The 17,490-nt window shown below is 67.9% G+C and carries 21 protein-coding genes and 1 tRNA gene; 12 read left to right on the top strand and 10 right to left on the bottom strand.

Annotated elements, in window-relative coordinates; genetic code table 11:
• Positions 1 to 526: 526 nt before the first annotated feature.
• Entirely contained in the window at positions 527 to 1,147 is a 621-nt protein-coding gene (locus tag CQ045_RS17225) for a TetR family transcriptional regulator (protein WP_181156628.1), read from the bottom strand.
• A gap of 50 nt (positions 1,148 to 1,197) precedes the next feature.
• On the opposite strand from CQ045_RS17225, the gene CQ045_RS17220 reads away from it, so the two are divergent.
• The 7 genes from CQ045_RS17220 to CQ045_RS17190 all read left to right on the top strand — a co-directional run bounded on the left by CQ045_RS17220 (position 1,198) and on the right by CQ045_RS17190 (position 6,088).
• A complete protein-coding gene (locus tag CQ045_RS17220; protein WP_105725980.1) occupies positions 1,198 to 2,673 on the top strand; it encodes an FAD-dependent monooxygenase in 1,476 nt (491 codons plus the stop codon).
• Positions 2,670 to 3,065, top strand: a complete 396-nt coding sequence (locus CQ045_RS17215; protein ID WP_105725979.1) for a RidA family protein — start codon at positions 2,670 to 2,672, stop codon at positions 3,063 to 3,065. The genes CQ045_RS17220 and CQ045_RS17215 overlap by 4 nt, the downstream gene beginning before the upstream one ends.
• Positions 3,066 to 3,133: 68 nt before the next feature.
• Complete coding sequence (locus CQ045_RS17210; RefSeq protein WP_105725977.1) at positions 3,134 to 3,832, top strand: hypothetical protein; 699 nt, start codon at positions 3,134 to 3,136, stop codon at positions 3,830 to 3,832.
• 245 nt (positions 3,833 to 4,077) lie between these two features.
• Positions 4,078 to 4,674, top strand: a complete 597-nt coding sequence (locus tag CQ045_RS18695; RefSeq protein ID WP_146115267.1) for a hypothetical protein — start codon at positions 4,078 to 4,080, stop codon at positions 4,672 to 4,674.
• A complete protein-coding gene (locus CQ045_RS17200) occupies positions 4,671 to 5,177 on the top strand; it encodes an RNA polymerase sigma factor (protein WP_105725973.1) in 507 nt (168 codons plus the stop codon). Before CQ045_RS18695 ends, CQ045_RS17200 begins: the two co-directional genes overlap by 4 nt.
• A gap of 94 nt (positions 5,178 to 5,271) precedes the next feature.
• Positions 5,272 to 5,727 carry a nuclear transport factor 2 family protein gene (locus CQ045_RS17195; protein ID WP_105725971.1) on the top strand — a complete coding sequence of 152 codons (456 nt, stop codon included), beginning with the start codon at positions 5,272 to 5,274 and terminating at the stop codon, positions 5,725 to 5,727.
• A 28-nt stretch (positions 5,728 to 5,755) separates the two neighbouring features.
• Complete coding sequence (locus CQ045_RS17190; RefSeq protein WP_146115266.1) at positions 5,756 to 6,088, top strand: hypothetical protein; 333 nt, start codon at positions 5,756 to 5,758, stop codon at positions 6,086 to 6,088.
• On the opposite strand, the gene CQ045_RS17185 is transcribed toward CQ045_RS17190, so the two are convergent.
• Positions 6,051 to 6,127, bottom strand: a tRNA-Pro gene (locus CQ045_RS17185). The two genes, CQ045_RS17190 and CQ045_RS17185, sit on opposite strands and share 38 nt — an antisense overlap.
• Positions 6,128 to 6,233: 106 nt before the next feature.
• Here CQ045_RS17185 and CQ045_RS17180 point away from each other — a divergent pair.
• From CQ045_RS17180 to CQ045_RS17160, 5 genes are all read left to right on the top strand, one after another.
• Positions 6,234 to 6,818 carry a GNAT family N-acetyltransferase gene (locus tag CQ045_RS17180; RefSeq protein WP_105725967.1) on the top strand — a complete coding sequence of 195 codons (585 nt, stop codon included), beginning with the start codon at positions 6,234 to 6,236 and terminating at the stop codon, positions 6,816 to 6,818.
• Between the two features lie 34 nt (positions 6,819 to 6,852).
• A complete protein-coding gene (locus tag CQ045_RS17175; RefSeq protein WP_105725965.1) occupies positions 6,853 to 7,308 on the top strand; it encodes a hypothetical protein in 456 nt (151 codons plus the stop codon).
• A 62-nt stretch (positions 7,309 to 7,370) separates the two neighbouring features.
• The gene (locus CQ045_RS17170) at positions 7,371 to 8,042 is read left to right on the top strand and encodes a lysoplasmalogenase family protein (RefSeq protein ID WP_105725963.1); all 672 of its coding nucleotides are present in this window, start codon (positions 7,371 to 7,373) and stop codon (positions 8,040 to 8,042) included.
• Positions 8,042 to 8,413 (top strand): RNA-binding S4 domain-containing protein, encoded by a 372-nt coding sequence (locus CQ045_RS17165; RefSeq protein WP_181156627.1) that lies wholly within the window; start codon positions 8,042 to 8,044, stop codon positions 8,411 to 8,413. The genes CQ045_RS17170 and CQ045_RS17165 overlap by 1 nt, the downstream gene beginning before the upstream one ends.
• Positions 8,414 to 8,465: 52 nt before the next feature.
• A complete protein-coding gene (locus CQ045_RS17160; RefSeq protein ID WP_105725961.1) occupies positions 8,466 to 9,905 on the top strand; it encodes an HNH endonuclease signature motif containing protein in 1,440 nt (479 codons plus the stop codon).
• Between the two features lie 38 nt (positions 9,906 to 9,943).
• Here CQ045_RS17160 and CQ045_RS17155 read toward each other — a convergent pair whose 3' ends face one another.
• The 8 genes from CQ045_RS17155 to CQ045_RS17120 all read right to left on the bottom strand — a co-directional run bounded on the left by CQ045_RS17155 (position 9,944) and on the right by CQ045_RS17120 (position 17,338).
• Complete coding sequence (locus tag CQ045_RS17155; protein ID WP_105725959.1) at positions 9,944 to 10,849, bottom strand: NUDIX domain-containing protein; 906 nt, start codon at positions 10,847 to 10,849, stop codon at positions 9,944 to 9,946.
• Positions 10,850 to 10,910: 61 nt separating this feature from the next.
• Complete coding sequence (gene der, locus CQ045_RS17150; RefSeq protein ID WP_258131146.1) at positions 10,911 to 12,383, bottom strand: ribosome biogenesis GTPase Der; 1,473 nt, start codon at positions 12,381 to 12,383, stop codon at positions 10,911 to 10,913.
• A 40-nt stretch (positions 12,384 to 12,423) separates the two neighbouring features.
• On the bottom strand, positions 12,424 to 13,146 hold the full coding sequence (cmk, locus tag CQ045_RS17145) for a (d)CMP kinase (RefSeq protein ID WP_105725955.1): 723 nt from the start codon (positions 13,144 to 13,146) through the stop codon (positions 12,424 to 12,426).
• A complete protein-coding gene (locus tag CQ045_RS17140) occupies positions 13,139 to 14,275 on the bottom strand; it encodes a prephenate dehydrogenase (protein ID WP_105725953.1) in 1,137 nt (378 codons plus the stop codon). The genes cmk and CQ045_RS17140 overlap by 8 nt, the downstream gene beginning before the upstream one ends.
• Positions 14,272 to 15,078 (bottom strand): pseudouridine synthase, encoded by an 807-nt coding sequence (locus CQ045_RS17135; protein ID WP_105725951.1) that lies wholly within the window; start codon positions 15,076 to 15,078, stop codon positions 14,272 to 14,274. The genes CQ045_RS17140 and CQ045_RS17135 overlap by 4 nt, the downstream gene beginning before the upstream one ends.
• On the bottom strand, positions 15,075 to 15,674 hold the full coding sequence (scpB, locus tag CQ045_RS17130; protein ID WP_105725949.1) for an SMC-Scp complex subunit ScpB: 600 nt from the start codon (positions 15,672 to 15,674) through the stop codon (positions 15,075 to 15,077). The genes CQ045_RS17135 and scpB overlap by 4 nt, the downstream gene beginning before the upstream one ends.
• Positions 15,664 to 16,521 (bottom strand): ScpA family protein, encoded by an 858-nt coding sequence (locus tag CQ045_RS17125; RefSeq protein ID WP_105725947.1) that lies wholly within the window; start codon positions 16,519 to 16,521, stop codon positions 15,664 to 15,666. Before CQ045_RS17125 ends, scpB begins: the two co-directional genes overlap by 11 nt.
• Positions 16,505 to 17,338, bottom strand: a complete 834-nt coding sequence (locus tag CQ045_RS17120) for a ParA family protein (protein ID WP_181156631.1) — start codon at positions 17,336 to 17,338, stop codon at positions 16,505 to 16,507. Before CQ045_RS17120 ends, CQ045_RS17125 begins: the two co-directional genes overlap by 17 nt.
• Between the last annotated feature and the right edge of the window lie 152 nt (positions 17,339 to 17,490).

The raw sequence follows: 17,490 nt of genomic DNA, 5'->3' as shown, positions 1-17,490 counted from the left end.
CAGCAACACCACCTGCGAGTCGGGAATGCCCGCCGCCATCATCGCCGCGTTCGCGGGAGGTGTGATTGCATCGCCGGCGCCGTGAACGGCGAGTGTCGGAGCCGCGATCTCCGCGAGCCGGTCCCAAGTGTCGTGGCCTCGACCGGCAGCGAAGTGCAGCCGTCTCGCACGACGGGTGGCGGGCTGATCGAAGAAAGCTGCGGCCTCAGCTCGAAACCTCCGTCTGTGAAGAACAATCGGACGAGCCGTGACGGGTCTCCGCTGGCGCGCCGGCCGACCGGAAAACGAGCGAATGCCCCGAACATCGCTCATCACCTCGCGAACCTTCCCGTCAGAAGCGATCCGCGGGGACGGCGAACTCGCCCGCGACGATTCCTCCCGCTCTGTGTGGGATCTCGACAAGCGCCCTTCGCGATGCAGAGATGAGGGAAGAGTCAGTCACTTGCGCGAAGCGGGGGTTGACGGGAGAGGCTTGCGGCGGTTCCAGAGAACGGATGGCGTGGCGCTGCTCGCGCGAGAAGAGAGCTCAGTCCGTCGAGGCGCGAGGTGAATCAGCGCCGCGCAGGAGCTGGCGCACTCCTCGCTCGTATCGTCGGTCTTCGTCCGGCTCGAAGATGCGTGAGGCTACCCGCAGCATCGTCGGTCGATCGGCGTTGAGCTGCTCGAACAGGCTGCGCCGGTCGACCTGATGAGGTTGATCCACAGCGGACTGCTGTTCGATGACGGACCCCACCGTGAACCGCACCAGGTTGAACCAGGAATCCAGCGCATCACCGGGGTCGTCGACGCCGCTGCGCAGGAGCAGAGGCACTGCCGCTTCGCTGAGGTCGAGGACGTGCGGCCCGAGCGCGAAGGTCCCGGCGAAGACCCTGCCGCCGTCGCGACGGGCGAGCAACGACGTGCGGAACCGAGCCAACAGCGTGAAGAGCTGCTCGGAAGGATCGCCGTCGCCGACCGCGACATCTCCCATGTCGGCGACGATCGCATCCGCCATGGCCTCGAGGAGATCCTGTTTCGAGCGGAAATGCCAGTACAGAGAGGGCGCCTTGACGTCGAGACGGGTGGCGACCGCTCGCATGCTGACGCCCGCCTCACCCCCTTCGTCGAGCAGGTCCAGCGCGGCATCGACGATCTCTTGACGGTCCATCGGCATCCCTCCGCTTGACAGCCTAACACTGTTAGAGCAATACTCCCGGTATGACTAACGGTGTAAGGGAACGGGCTTCAGGCTACGACATCGCCATCGTGGGAGGCGGTCCGGTCGGTTTGTGGTTGGCCGCCGAAGCGAGCCTCGGCGGAGCGCGCGTCGTGCTTCTGGAGCGACGACGCGAGCGGGTCACCCAGTCGCGCGCATTGACGATCCACGGACGCACGCTGGAGACCTTCGGACTGCGCGGACTCTCGTCGCGTTTCCTGGAAGTCGGGCGCCCGATGCCGACCTGGCACTTCGCGGGCCTGGATACGCGCCTGGACTTCTCGCCGTTCGATTCGCCGTACCCGTTCACGCTGTTCATCCCGCAGTCGCGCACCGAGGCCATCCTCGAGGCGCACGCGCTCGAGGTCGGCGTCGAGGTACGGCGCGGCGCGCTCGTCACGGCGGTGGAAGACCGCGGCGATCGTGTCGATCTTGCCCTGGAGGACGGCACGGCGGTCTCGTCGCGGTGGGTGGTGGGCACCGACGGCGCGCGGAGCCTCGTGCGTCGAACCGCGGGTATCGACTTCCCGGGTCTGCCTGCCACCGACTCCATCGCGATGGGTGATGTCGTACTCGACCTTCCTGCCGGCGCGCCGCTCGGTGGCGGCGAGAACGAGTTCGGTGGAGCGAACATCATCCCGTCCGGCGACGGCGTCCATTCGCGGGTCATCGTCTTGGACACCGCGCGCCGTCATGTACCGCAGCATGAGCCCCTCACCCTGGAGGAGCTGAGCGAGTCGCTGCGACGGACCACCGGCAGCGACTTCGGCGCGCGCGACGCTTCCTGGCTGACCCGCTTCACCAACGAGACCCGGCTGGCCTCCACCTACCGCGCGGGCAGGATCCTCCTGGCCGGAGACTCCGCGCACATCCACGCACCGATGGGCGGTCAAGGACTGAACGTGGGAGTGCAGGATGCGATGAACCTGGGCTGGAAGCTCGCGCTGACCGCGACCGGCCGCGCCCCCGAGGACCTCCTCGACACGTACGAGAGCGAGAGACGACCCATCGGAGAACGACTGTTCGCCAACACCGTCGCCCAGTATCAGCTCGTATCCACCTTCACCCCCGCGAACGCCTCCCTCCGCGATGTCGTCAGCGGCCTGCTCGCGGTTCCGGAGGCCAACCGCGCCATGGCCGGAGAGGTGTCCGGCTTCTCGGTCTCCTACCCCGAGCCGCTGGCTGCGGATGCGGAGGCGGATCCCTGGGTGGGACGACGGATTCCCGACCTGCCGCTGACCGACGGGTCATCGGTGCACCGCGCACTGTCCGACGGACACTTCGTCCGCGTGAGTGTGCCGGGTCATCCTCCCCTCTCGATGCCCGCGGTTCTCAGCAAGGCGCCGGTCGCCGATGTCCAGGCGGCGCGGATCCCCGCCGACGACCTTCCCCCGGCCGCGTCGATCATCGTCCGCCCGGACGGATACGCGCTCGCTGGAATCAGCGACGCTCCGACGGCAGACGGAAGCCACCGATGACCGTCCACCGGTCGAACCCCGCCACCCTTCACGGGGCGCCCGGGTTCATCAGCCAGATCGTCCAGACCACCGGGCCGCTCGCCTTCCTCTCCGGGCAGGTCTCCCAACGGGTGGATGGCACGTGGGCGGGGATCGGCAACCACCGGGAACAAGCGGAGCAGATCGCACGAAACATCGACGTCACGCTTGATGAACTCGGCGTCTCCCGAGACGCCATCGTGAAAGAGACCGTCTATGTCGTCGACTATGCCCCCGCACTACTCCTCGACGTCGTCGGTCCGCTTCGTGACGGGCGCAGCGAACCACCCGCAAGCACACTGATCGGCGTCCCCGCCCTCTTCGCACCCGAGGCGCTCATGGAAGTGGAACTCGTCGTCGCCCTGGAGCCGTGACCGCGCGCCGCGCGGTCCTCCACTGCCGACACGAATCCACCCCTGCCGAATGACTGACGGAGCACCCCATGCCCACATTTCCCGCACTGGTCGGCACACTCGCCCAGACACTGAGCGGCCACTCCGCACACGTTGTCGATATCGCGGAGCCCGCGCCGGGCTTCCTCGACATCGAGTTCCGGGCGAGCCCGCCCGCAGGAGGCTGGCGACCCGGCCACGAGATCCAGATCATGGTGACCTCAACCCAGGCACGCCGCTACACCGCCTACCGCGCCACCCGGCATGACCGGCTCTGCATCCTCGTCGCTCTCGACGCCGACGGACCAGGAACTGCCTGGATACGCCGGCTGGGCAGAGGAGAAGACGTGACGTTGGTCGCCGCCAAGCACCGACCGCTGCGACTTCCTCCCGCCCCACGCCTCATCCTCGGCGACGGATCAGCACTCGGCACCATCGACGCCTACGCTCGCGGAGTTCCGTCATCGACCGTGGCGCTCGAAGCCGCTCCGAGTTCCGTCGCTGCGTTACGGGAGAGGTGGCCCCAGTATCAGTTCCTCCCCGCCCACCCGGAGCCGGGAAGCGCGATACAGGCGTGGCTCGAAGAAGCTGTCGCGGACGGCCGCCTCGACGGAATCCACGGCGCGCTGCTCCTCGGACACGCCGGCTCCCTACAGCGGCAGCGCCGGATGCTCGTGGGCCACGGACTCCTCGACCGCCGAGCCGTCACGACCAAGCCCTACTGGGCGACCGGACGGGCAGGACTGTGATGCCGCACGCGGATGGCTGAAAAGCTTGCTGCCGGACGCGACAAAGCCCTGATGAGAATAAGATCTCATCAGGGCTTTCTGTGTCTGGTCGGGCTGACAGGATTTGAACCTGCGACCCCTTGTTGAGAGCGGGTCGGAGCCTCCCGCCTGGTGGAACTGCTGAGAAATCTTGGGAACTCAAGGACGTTTTCGTCTCGTCTGGCCATGAACCAAGTAGAGGACGAGACACAGCCCCGGAGGACGACATGACTCAACGCAACGCACTCGACGACATCTTGACCGCAGTGGCTCCTCGAGTCTCGGCACAATCTCCAGAACTGACTGAAGCGATCTCAACGATGGCCTCGGAGACGAAGTTGGAGGTCCGGCCACGACGACGTTTGAGTCGCCCGCTCGCGACTGGGCTCGCGGCGATGCTCGTCGTCGGAGGAGGAGCAACTGCTGCAGCAGCCGCGACGTGGCAGTGGCATCCCTGGGCGCAAGACCCGGATGCGTCGTTCATGGTCACCATGCCCAGCGGTGCCATCTGCGAGTATCGGGTTGGTGGCGTGAGTGGGGCACCCGCAGACATCGTGAGCGCGTTCGTCGCGAGCCACGACATCGTGGCGTTGGCGGATGTCGACGGAGCGATCGCGCAAGCGCGTGCTGACGGCCAAACAATGTACGACGAGAACGGAGACCTGCAACCCGCGGGACCGGGATCTGCCATGTACGACGCGGACTTCGAGTATCAGAGCGCACTCAACCTCGCAGTGAGCGAGCTCGTCAAGAGTCACCTTGAGGAAACGGGAGACCTCGCTCCCTACCAGCTCAATATGCAGGCAGATTGCGACGACCAGTGACGGAGCGCGATGCCCGGCTGCGTGCGGCGCTCGAGGCGAACGGCGCCGTGATCCTGAACTACTTCGAACGCAGAGTCGGGCTCGACGACGCACCGGATCTTCTCGCCGAGGTGATGCTCGTTGCATGGCGGCGGGTTCGTGTGATTCCCGAGGAGGCGCAGCAAGCTCGGATGTGGTTGTTCGGTGTCGCCAGAAACGTTCTCTTGGACCACAATCGAACAGAAAGGCGGCGCTCTCGGCTAGCCAACCGTCTTCGCGCAGTAACTCACGTGACGGAGACGTTCACCGCCCCCGCCGATCAGCACTTCGAAGTACTCGACGCAGTGGCGCAGCTCCCGACGGACCTTCGAGAACTCGTGCAACTCGTCCACTGGGATGGTTTCACAATCGCGGACGCCGCAAATCACATCGGGATTCGACCGTCGACAGCGAGAAGCAGATATCAGCGCGCCCGGGAGCAACTGCGGGTGGCGCTCCTTTCCGAGTCCCTCATAGCGGAGTAGACATCAGAACGAGTAGATCCGGCGGAGCTGCCAGTGAGATCGGGTCACTCAGAGGATTTCCAGTTCTGGCACAGACAACCGGGAAGGCAGATAAGTGGTTTACGCAGCGATAGTCCGAAGCAAGGTGCGAAGCACGTTTGAGCAGATCAATAGCGGCAACTATCACGCGATGGTCGACGGGCTGGATTCCCCTTTCGAGTACGTCTTCCACGGCAACCACGCGCTTGGTGGCCGGCGAGTCACGAAGGAAGCCATGGTGCGATGGTGGGAACGCACGCTGAACTTGCTCCCAGGGGCGAAATTCGAAGTACTCGAGGTGCTCGTCAATGGCGGCCCTTGGAGAACACGGATCGCCGTGCGCAACCGTGTCAGAGGACCGCTCCCGGGCGGAGAGCAGTACGAGAACGTGGTCTTTCAGTTCATGACGCTTCGGTGGGGAAAGGTCTCCGCCGTGGAAACGGTAGAAGATCTCCAGGTCCTCGAGCGAGCGTTGCGCCTGGTAGCTGATTCCGGAAAGCCGGAAGCCCTTGCAGCCCCGATCAACGGCTAAGCGACACTCCTTGCCGCTCCACTCCTTCGTGGAGTGGCGTCAGCCCATCGCTCATACGGCCTTTCCCCTCTTCTGCGCCGCGACGGCGAGAACGTCGACCCTCAACGTGTATTCGCACCTCTGGCCGAGCCGCGTTACCGAGGTCATCGCGGCCGTCGAGGAACGCCGCCGCGAGCCCTCAGCGCTGCACTCACTCGCGCCGCGTGATGTCGCGTTTCCGCGCCATGTCGACGGGGTGTGGACTGGCCGCTTCGGCCGTCTGATTCCGAGCATAGAAAAAGCCCCGGAGATCCGCGTGTTTCTGCGGTTCTCCGGGGCTTATCTGGTCGGGCTGACAGGATTTGAACCTGCGACCCCTTGACCCCCAGTCAAGTGCGCTACCAAGCTGCGCCACAGCCCGTTGTTCTGCACTCTCGCGCAGGCAACTCCCCTATCTTAGCCGCATCCCGGGCACCTCCGCGAACCGGCCCGTTGCGAGTGTCGGGGGCGCGGCGTAGCGTCGCGGCATGGTGACGATCCCGACCGAGCCGGCGACGACCGCCCGTTGGGATGATGTCCAGCACGCACTCACCGGGGGCGGCGACGGTGCGAGTTGTCAGTGCATCTGGCCCGTCTTGAGCAATAAGGACTGGAACGCGACGACCACCCCGGAGCGTACCGAGATGTTCCGTTCCGAGATCGATCAGGGGCCTCCGCCCGGGATCATCGCCTACGTCGACGGGGAGGCTGCGGGCTGGATCCGTATCGGACCCCGCACACGTCAGGCCCGGGTTCCCCGCACCCGCATCATCGCCGCGGCGAGCACGGAGCCATTCGATGATCCATCGGTCTGGGCCGTGACATGCTTCGTGGTGCGAAGGGAGCACCGCGGTTCCGGACTCAATCGCGAGCTGCTGCGCGCGGCCGTCGACTACGCGCGAGAGTCCGGCGCACGCCTGATCGAGGGATACCCGGTCGACACCGGAGGTGAGAAGCAGCGCACGAACGATCTGTTCCACGGCACGCTCGGCACGTTCCTCGCCGCAGGCTTCACCGAGAAGACTGCGCTCAAGCCCGGACGCACGCTCGTGGCGCTCGACCTCTCGGCATGATCGCACGGCGGTCGGGAGCCGCTAGCGTGAAAGCATGAGCGACGAGAACACGACCATCGACGATCCCGAACTCGGCACGTTCGGACGAGCCCGCTCAGAACTCACGGACGGCACCGTGCTCACCCACGACTGGTTCGTCGGAACGGTGTCCGTCGAGGGCACCGAGCTCGAGCTCATGCTCGAGGGCACGACATCCGACGAGGTCGCCCCGCTCCTCCCCCGGCTCCGCGACGTCGTCAAGCGGCTGCACACCCTGCGGCGGATCGCGACGGATGCCGTCGTCACCCACTTCAACACGGGTGAGCCGGAACCGCACGAACTCGACGACGCCGCATCCGACCTCACGATCGAGGCGATCGAGGCCGCCGCTGACGGCACCATCATCCTGCACCTGATCGACAGCTGCGGAGAGCACTTCCCGGAGGGCTACTGGCCCGCCGTGCACCTCGACGTCGACGACAGCGTCGCTCAGGTCACCGTCGAATCGTGACCGGCGTGCCTGCGCCGATACCGCCCTCGGGCACATCCGCGCCGCGACCCTACGATGGGGAGATGCAGCGTCGCGCCGGGTCCTCGTCGTCGTTCGCGTGGGCGTTCCTCCCCTTCGTCGTGGCGTCGATCCTCCATGTCGTCCTGCTGGCGACCGCGAGCCCGCTCGCCGGGCCCACCAAGCTCCTGCTGATGCCGATGCTGGCCGTCCCGGTGCTGCTGTCCGCTCGGCGGCTGACCCCGCGCGCAACTCTGGTCCTGCTGCTGGCAGGCCTGCTCTTCTCGTGGCTCGGTGACGGCGCCGGGGTGTTCTTCCCCACCGCCCCCGAGCTTCCGCTGATGCTGTTGTTCTTCGGCATCGCGCATGTGGCATACATCCTGCTGTTCGCCCGCTACCTGGCCGTACGGAGGCTGCCGTGGTGGGCTCTGGCGTACGCCGCGTGGTGGATCGCGATGATCGCCTTCCTCGGTCCGCACACCGGCGGACTCCTCATCGCGGTCGCACTGTACGGACTCGTGCTGGGCGGCACCGCGGCCTTCTCCGCCCGCTGCCCTCCCCTCGTCGCGGTCGGCGGAGCGTTCTTCCTCGCCAGCGACACGATCCTCGCGTTCCGCCTGTTCCTGCCGGACTCCCTTCCTGCCTGGAGCAGCCCCGCAGTGATGCTCACCTACACACTCGGCCAGGGACTCATCATCGCCGGCGCCCTGGTCGCGCTCCGGAAGAGGAGCGCCTGATGGATGCCGTACGCGTCGACAGCTGGCTCTGGGCGATCCGGGTCTACAAGACACGGTCGGCGGCGACCACTGCATGCCGTGCAGGGCATGTGCGCGTCAACGGCGACAAGGTGAAGGCCGCGCAGCAGGTGAGAGTGGGCGACGAACTGCGCATCCGCATCGCGGGATTCGACCGGATCCTCATCGTGCGCCAGCTCCTCGTCAAGCGCGTCGGGGCACCGGTCGCCGCGCTCGCCTACGAGGACAAGACTCCGGCGCGGGAACCGCAGGCCGCGTTGGGTCTCCGTGATCGTGGGGCGGGACGCCCGACCAAGCGCGAGCGCCGCGACATCGACAAGCTTCGCGGGCGGAACCACGATCCAGAGGATTGATATCCCGGCATCCCTCCCTCATTCATTCGAAGATTTGTTCTAAAATGAGGGTATGGCTTCCTGGACCGACTTCGACCTCGAACTCGAGGAACGGCGCCGCGTGCTCGACGCGTGGGTCGAGAAGCGACGGCGGATTGCCGCGCTCGAAGCCGAGGCCGCCGAGCTGTTGATCGAGCAGATCGCCCTCCACGATGCCGAGGTGTCGGCGAGTTCTTTCCACCGCGACGCGATCCACCGCTCCATGATCGCGGAGTTCTCCGCCGCAGGTCATGTGTCGCGTGGTTCGATGGACTTCGCATTCGCCGACGCGCAGGCGCTTCATGGCCACCTCCCCGCCGTCCGTGCAGCGTTCGCCGCCGGTTCACTGAGCGCCGGCCACGTCCGCGAGATCGCCCGCGCGAGCGCACTCGTGGCCGAAGCCATCCGCAACAAGACAGTCGATGCCTGTGTCATGGCGCTTTTCGAGACGGCGGTCCTCGTCGTCGCCGAGCAGGACACGGCCGCCCGCACTCGCGCGCACGCCCGCCAGGTCGCCGGCGCGCTCATCGGCGAGAGCATCGTGGCACGGCATCGGCGAGCATCCGAGGAACGCTGCGTGACCGTGAAGCCGCTCGATGACGGCCTCGCCCTGCTCACGGCAGTGCTGCCGGAGTGGATCGCGACGGCCATCTCCGACAGGCTGAGCCGGATGACGCGGGAGGTCGTGCGAGCGCGACAGGAGGATGCCCCCGAGATCCTGCCCTGGCAGCCGAACGACGATATCGACGCTCGTCATCCCGAAGGCTTCACGCTCGACGGCTCGGCCTTCGACGCCGACCCGACCACCGAGGCATGCGCCGACGGGAGAATCTTCGGCGTCGACGGAGACACATTCGCGGCAGACCCTGAGACCGCGCACATCCCCGCCGACACGCGCACGTGGGCGCAGGTCTCGGCAGACCTCTTCACCGACCTTCTCCTCGCCGGCGATCCGAGCCCTGCGCACGGTGACGGTCTCGGTCACATCCAGGGGCGCGTCCAGGTCACGGTCGCCGCGACGACACTCGCCGGGATCGACGACCGGCCGGCCGAGCTCGACGGGCATGGCCCGTTGCACCCGGACGCCGCCCGCGCCCTCGCAGGATGGAACAGCGGATGGACCCGCCTGTTCCTCGACGCCGCCGGGATGCTGGTCGAGACCGATACATATACTCCGACCGAGGGTATGCGACGGTTCCTCCGCGCTCGAGACCAGCACTGTCGCTTTCCCGGCTGCCGCATGCCCGTGCACCGCTGCGAGATCGATCACCAGCACGATCACGCCAAGGGCGGGAAGACGCGCCTCGACAACCTCGGCCATCTCTGCCGTGCACACCACACTCTGAAGCACCCCGACATTCCGGACCCTCATCGGTGGGCGGCGCAGCAGGAACGAGACGGCAGCATCACCTGGCACAGCCCGCTCGGCAGCGTCTACACCGATCCCCCGCCCCGACGGGTCATGTTCATCTGACGCCGTTCGGCGAATGAGAGTCTGAACGCGGCGGGTCGTCAGGCTCCGTGATCGATCAGATCGCGCAACCATCCGGCCGACTGCACGCGTTCGGCGCCGGCGTTCTCGATCCGCTCGCGCAGTCCCCGGTCGCTGGTCACGGCGACAACGGTGTGCTTCGCGGCCACCAGACGCTCCACTTCGGCGACGATCGCATCATCGCCCGCAGCCTCGGCACGCACCACGGCCACCCCGCTCGGATGCGTGTCGATCGCGCGAGCCTGCCCCTCGACCACCATCGACACGTCCGGGAACCACACGGAGCCCTCGAGTTCCAGGTCGGCGGCGGGCACAGTGAGTCCCTCGAGCCGCGAACGCAGCCGTCCGGCGGCTCCCGCGCGATCCTTCCACCACCCGTCCGGCACCGACCCGACGACGTTCGCCGCGTCGACGACGACCGCCGGCCGCACCGCGAGCAGCGCGCGCAGCGCCGGCCACGACGCGCCGAAGCCCGGATGCAGCGGCCGCGCATCGACCTGGTCGACCGGCACCCACTCCAGGGCCACGCTCTCCGGGTCGCTGATCACCGGGTCGAACGGCACCTGCACGTCGGCGATCACGGTCGTGTACGACCAGATACCCAGATCGAGGACGCTGGTGAACCGCGGTCGCACGGCCCCGTCCGGCACCCCCGCCTCTTCCTGCGCCTCACGGATCGCGCCGACGATCGCGCGCTCGCCCTCGTGCAGCGCCCCGCCCGGCAGTCCCCACGTGCCACCGAAGTGGCTCCATGAGACCCGATGCTGCAGCAGGATGCCGCGCGCCGGGTCATAGGCGAGAAGACCGGCGGCGCCGAAACGCCCCCAGTACTTCTCCCCCGACTCCGCGACGACCCAGGCATCGCCCGGGTTCCGCGGCCCCTCGGGGCGACGCGGCTCACCAGCAGCAGGAGGTACGACAGTCACGCCCTCAGCCTTTCACAGCATCCGGGTCACGGCACGGCGGAGCGACACGCGCCGGAACAGATCAGCGCTGGCGCTTCTCGCGCACGCGCATGTTGATCACGATCGGCGTGCCCTCGAACGAGTAGAGCTCGCGCAGGCGGCGCTGGATGAAGCGACGGTACCCCGGGTCGAGGAAACCGGTCGTGAAGAGCACGAACGTCGGCGGCCGCGTCGAAGCCTGGGTCCCGAACAGGATGCGCGGCTGCTTGCCACCGCGCAGCGGGTGCGGGTGCTCAGCCACGAGTTCCGCGAGGAACGCGTTGAACTTGCCCGTCGGGATGCGACGGTCCCAGTTCTCCAGCGCCGTCTCCAGCGCGGGCACGAGCTTGTCGAGGTGGCGTCCGGTCTTCGCCGAGATGTTCACGCGCGGGGCCCAGGCCACGTGCGCCAGGTCCTGCTCGATCTCGCGCTCGAGGTAGCGGCGGCGGTCGGCGTTCTCGAGGTCGTCGTCGTTCAGACGGTCCCACTTGTTGAACGCGAGCACGAGCGCGCGACCCGACTCCAGCACCAGGTCGATGATCCGGACGTCCTGCTCGCTGATGGTCTCCGAGACGTCGAGGACGACGACGGCCACTTCGGCCTTCTCCAGCGCGGCAGACGTGCGCAGCGAGGCGTAGAAGTCGGCCCCCTGCGCCATGTGCACGCGACGACGGATGCCGGCGGTGTCGACCAGACGCCACATCTTGCCACCGAGCTCGACGACCTCGTCCACCGGATCGCGGGTCGTGCCCGCGAGATCGTTCACGACCACGCGCTCCTCGCCGGCCGCCTTGTTCAGCAGCGACGACTTGCCCACGTTCGGGCGACCGAGGATGGCGACGCGGCGCGGTCCGCCGATCTCCTGCTTCGCGACGGCCGAGACCTCGGGAAGCTTCTTCAGCACCGCGTCCAGCAGGTCGGCGACCCCACGGCCGTGGATGGCGGAGACCGGGTGCGGTTCACCGAGTCCGAGGCTCCACAGCGCGGCGGTCTCCGGCTCCTGGCGGGCGTCATCGATCTTGTTGGCGACGAGGAACACCGGCTTGCCACTCTTGCGCAGCAGCTTCACGACGTGCTCGTCGGTCGAGGTCGCACCGACCATCGCATCGACGACGAACAGCACCATGTCGGCGAGGTCGATGGCAACCTCGGCCTGCATCGCGACCGAACGGTCGATGCCGCGGGCGTCGGGCTCCCAGCCGCCGGTGTCGACGAGCGAGAAGCGACGGTCGGCCCACTCGGCCTTGTACGTCACGCGGTCACGGGTCACCCCGGGGGTGTCTTCCACGACGGCTTCGCGGCGTCCGAGGATGCGGTTCACGAGCGCGGACTTGCCCACGTTCGGTCGGCCGACGATCGCCACGACGGGAAGCGCCGGGCTGAACAGGATGCCGTCTTCGCCGAGCGTGATGCCGGCGAGCAGCGCCGCATCCTCATCGTCCAGGTCGTAGTCGGCGAGCCCGGCGCGCAGGGCCTCGGCCCGCTGCTCGGCGAGATGCTCGTCGATCTGGTCCATCTTCTCGGCGAGCTGGTCGGGGCCGCCTTCGTATTCTTCGTCAGCCACGGTGTGCTCCTCGGAGTTGTTCGATCACCGTGAGTACGGCATCGATGGTCTGGGGGAAATCGAGTTCCGTCGAGTCGACGACCTCGACGCCTTCTGCGGCGTTGAGGAAGTCGACGACGGCGCTGTCTGAGGCGTCGCGCTTGTGCAGCGCCGCGGCGACAGCTGCCGCGTTCTCACCGGCGAGTTCGCCGGCACGTCGAGCGGCCCGGACTTCGGGGGCCGCGGTGAGCAGGATCCGTACGGGGGCGTCCGGAGCGACGACGGTCGTGATGTCACGGCCCTCGACGACGACAGCGGGGTACGACGACTCGGCGACGAGCGTGCGGAACAGCTCGTTCACCTGCGCGCGCACTTCGGGAACCCGGGCCACGCCGCTCACGGCACCGGACACGCGCGGCTCACGGATCGCTTCGGTGATCTCGACGTCGCCGACGCGCACCGTGCGGTCGTCGGGGTCGAGCCCCAGCCGAACCGGGAAGTCTGATGCCGCGGCTCGCACGGCATCGGAATCGTCGGTGTCCGCACCGCGGTCGAGCACGTGCCAGGCGAGCGCGCGGTACGCGGATCCGGTGTCGAGGTATCCGAAGCCGAGCGTGCGGGCGACGGCCTTCGACACGCTGGACTTGCCGGAGCCCGCCGGTCCGTCGATCGCGATGAACTTCCTCGCGTCGATCGCGGGTGCCGGAGTGGCCGAGGGGGTGGATGTGTCAGTCATTGGTGTTCCCCGCAATCCGCCAGCCGCGTTCCTGGAGTCCCGTGATCGCGCCGTGCAGCGCGGCCGGGTCGACGCTGATCTCGGCCAGGCCGAACTGGGCGCCGGGTGAGTGCTCAAGGCGGAGGTCTTCGACGTTGACGCCGAGTTCGCCGAGCTCGCCGAACAGGCGTCCGAGCTGCCCGGCGGTGTCGTCGATCATGACCACGAGCGATTCGAAGCGCTGGTTCTGCCCGTGCTTTCCGGGAAGCCGTTCGACGCCGTCGTTGCCCTGACGGATCGTCTCCGCGACGATGCGGCGAGCCCCGGGGGCGCCGGGCTCACGCAGCGCGTCGGAGATCTCGCCGAGGTCGGAGGCGAGGGCGTCGAGGATCTCGACCACGGGGCCGGCGTTCGCCCCGAGGATCTGGACCCAGAGTTCCGGAGCGGATGCCGCGATGCGGGTCGTGTCGCGGATGCCCTGCCCCGCGAGGCGGAGAGAGCCCTCCTCGGCATCCGCCAGCCGTCCGGCCAGCAGACTCGCGACCACCTGGGGCACGTGCGAGGTGAGCGCGACCGAGCGGTCGTGCTCCTCCGGCGTCATCTCGAGCGGCATCGCGCCCACGTCGAGCGCGAGAGCTTCGACGAGGGCGAGGTCGGAAGCCTTGGTCTCCTCGTCCCGGCACACGACCCACGGTCGGCCGATGAAGAGGTCGGCGCGGGCCGAGATCGCGCCACCGCGCTCCCGACCGGCGAGCGGGTGCGAGCCGATGTAGCGGGTCAGGTCGACGCCGCGCGCCCGGAGCGTGCGGTACGGCTCGAGCTTCACACTCGCGACATCGGTGACGACCGCTGCCGGGAAGGTCTCGAGCTCGGTCTGGATGACGTCGGCCGTGACGTCGGGCGGGACGGCGACGACGATCAGCGAGGGCGAGTCATCGGTCGCAGCGAGGCGTCCGGCGCCGTAGTCGACGGCGAGACGCAGCTGCGCGGGCGAGGCGTCGGTCAGGACGACGTCGACACCCTTCGCGCGAAGGGCGTGGCCGATGCTCGCACCGAGGAGCCCGGCGCCGACGATGCGGACGGTGCCGGAGAGGCGCGGCGCGACGAGGCCCGCTCTCCGCCCCGTGGGCGCACTCGTCGTATCGGTCATTCGTTCTCCTGCTCGCCTGGCGCCTCGGCGACACCGGAATCACGGCGCGACAGGGTCAAAAGCGCGCCGAGTTCGATTTTACTCAGTTCCCGTGTCTTCCCCGCCGGGAGGGTTCCCAGGTGGAGCGGGCCGAACTGCCGACGGACCAGTTCGGTGACCGGGTGACCGACCGCAGCGAGCATCCGGCGCACGATGCGGTTGCGCCCCGAGTGCAGGGTCAGCTCGACGAGGCTCGACCCGCGCGAGGTGTCCAGCAGCCGCGCCTTGTCGGCCGCGATCGGGCCGTCGTCGAGCTCGATGCCCTTCGTGAGCTTCGAGATCGTCTGGGGCAGCACCGTGCCCTCGACCTTGGCGATGTACACCTTGGTCACCCCGAACGACGGGTGCGCCAGCACGTGGGCGAGCGCGCCGTCGTTGGTGAGGATGAGCAGTCCGCTCGTCTCGGCATCCAGACGGCCGACGTTGTAGAGGCGCTCCTCGAACTCCTCGGTGAAACGACGCAGATCGGGTCGGCCGTTCTCGTCCTTCATGCTGCTGACCACGCCGGTGGGCTTGTTGAGCATGACGTAGCGCTTCGAGACGTCGAGTTGCACGGCGGTGCCGTCGACGTCGACGAGGTCGTGCTCCGGATCGATCCGCCGACCGAGCTCGGAGACCACGACGCCGTTGACGCGGATGCGCCCCTCCGTGATGTACTGCTCCACGACACGGCGCGATGCCACCCCGGCGCCGGCGAGCACCTTCTGCAGGCGCACTCCCTCGGGCGCGCCCTCGGAGTCTGTCGAGGCGTCGAAGCCGGTCATCGGATGGTCCCTTCGTCGAAACCGTCTGCCCCGTCATCGAGGAGCGGGGAGATCGGAGGCAGCTCGTCGAGCGAGTTGATGCCCAGGTGCTGCAGGAGCGCGTCGGTCGTGCCGTAGTTGATCGCGCCCGTCTCGGAGTCGGCGAACAGCTCGGTGATCAGACCGCGAGCGAGGAGCGTGCGGACGACCGAGTCCACGTTCACCGCACGGATCGAGGCCACCTGGCTGCGGGTCACCGGCTGCTTGTAGGCGATCACGGCCAGTGTCTCGAGCGCGGCCTGCGATAGCCGCGCGGGCGCCTGCCCGCCGACGAACTCCGCCACCACGGCGTCGAGGTCTTCGCGGACGTACAGACGCCACCCGCCGCCGACCTCCCGCAGCTCGAAGCCACGACGAGGCCCCTTGCCACGGCCGTCGTAGTCCTCGACGAGGGCCTCCAGCGTCTGCCGCACGGCGGGGACCGGGGAGCTCACCGCGGCGGCGAGGGCGACGAGACCGATCGGCTCGTCCACGATGAACAGGATCGCCTCGATCCGCTCCGCGAGCGGGATCTCGGTGACCGCATCGTCCACGGCCTCGGTCACGTCATCGGTCATAGTCGGCCCCCAGGGTCGCGAGTGTCTCATCCGACCAGGAGTCGGCGGCCCAGCGCAGCGTCAGCTCGCCGAGTGGTTCCAGTTGTTCGAACGACAGCGCCGCGTGGCGATAGAGCTCCAGCACCGAGATGAACCGCGCCACGACGATGCCCGGCTCGGTCACTCCCGCGACGAGCTCGCGGAAGCTCACCGACTCGGTGCCGCGCAGCAGCGTCACGACGATCGCGGCCTGCTCGCGGATGCTGACCAGCGGGGCGTGCAGGTGATCGAGGCCGACGTGCGGGATCTCCTTCGGCGCGAACGCCAGCAGGGCGAGGGCCGCGAAGTCATCAGCACTCAGCGACCAGACGAGCTCGGGCGTCTGGCGCCGGTGCTTCTCCTCGAGCCGGACGGCTCGGACGTGACGGCGGTCCTCGCGCTGCAGGCAGCGGGCGAACCAGGCCGACACCTCCTTGAACGCGCGGTACTGCAACAGGCGCGCGAACAGCAGGTCGCGGGCCTCGAGCAGCGCCACGGCTTCGGCATCCACCAGCTCACCCTGTGGCAGGAGCCCGGCGACCTTCATGTCGAGCAGGGTCGCGGCCACGACGAGGAACTGAGAGGCCTGATCGAGGTCTTCATCATCGTCGAGTTCGCCGAGGTAAGCGATGAACTCGTTGGTGACCGCACTCAGCGACACCTCGGTGATGTCCATCTCGTGCTTCGAGATGAGGTTCAGCAGCAGGTCGAACGGGCCGTCGAAGTTCGACAGCGAGACCCGGAAACCGGCGCTCTCCTCGGATGCCGCATCGCCAGCGCTCTCGGCGAGCGACGCGTCGACAGGTCCTTCGCTAGGCGACGGCGCCACGGGCGACCAGCTCCCGCGCCAGCCGCAGGTACGCCTGAGCGGCGGCGTGCTCGGGGGCGAACTCGGTGATGGGCACACCTGAGACCGAGGCATCGGGGAACTTCACGGTGCGTCCGATCACGGTCTCCAGCACATCGTCGCCGAAGGCTTCGACGACGCGCTCGAGGACCTCGCGCGAGTGCAGCGTGCGCGGGTCGTACATGGTCGCGAGGAGGCCGTCCATGGTGATCGACGGGTTCAACCGGTCGCGGACCTTGTCGATGGTCTCGATCAGCAGAGCCACGCCGCGCAGGGCGAAGAACTCGCACTCGAGCGGGATGATCACGCCGTGCGCCGCGGTCAGCGCGTTGACGGTGAGGATGCCGAGCGACGGCTGGCAGTCGATGAGGATGACGTCGTACTCCCCCGCCACCTGGCGCAGGACCCGGGCGAGGATCGTCTCGCGGGCGACCTCGTTGACCAGGTGCACCTCGGCGGCGGAGAGGTCGATGTTCGCCGGCATCACGTCGAGGCCCTCGACGCTCGAGTGCACGATGGCGTCGTGGGCATCGCGCTTGGTGTCCAGCAGCAGGTCGTAGATCGTCGGCACGTCGTGCGTCGGGATGCCGAGCCCCGCGGACAGAGCGCCCTGCGGGTCGAAGTCGACGGCGAGCACCTTCCGGCCGTACTCCGCGAGAGCTGCGGCCAGGTTGATGGAGGTCGTCGTCTTGCCGACGCCGCCCTTCTGGTTGCACAGCGCGATGATGCGCGCCGGACCGTGGGACTTCAACGGTTCGGGGATCGGGAACCCGTGATAGGGGCGGCCGGTGGGTCCCATGGGGGTCTCGTCGGCCTTCTGCGCCTTCGCCCTGGACTTCGCCACTTTCTCAGCCACCGGTTCTCCTGCTCCTTCGTGCTTGGTCGATTGTACCGGCAGGGCCGTTCCTCAGCCGCCTCGGCACGCGGCAGGGAGACTCTCCCGAGACCGGG

The sequence above is a fragment of the Microbacterium sp. MYb66 genome (assembly GCF_002979435.1).
Classification (GTDB): domain Bacteria; phylum Actinomycetota; class Actinomycetes; order Actinomycetales; family Microbacteriaceae; genus Microbacterium.
This window is presented reverse-complemented; position numbering and strand designations above follow the sequence as displayed.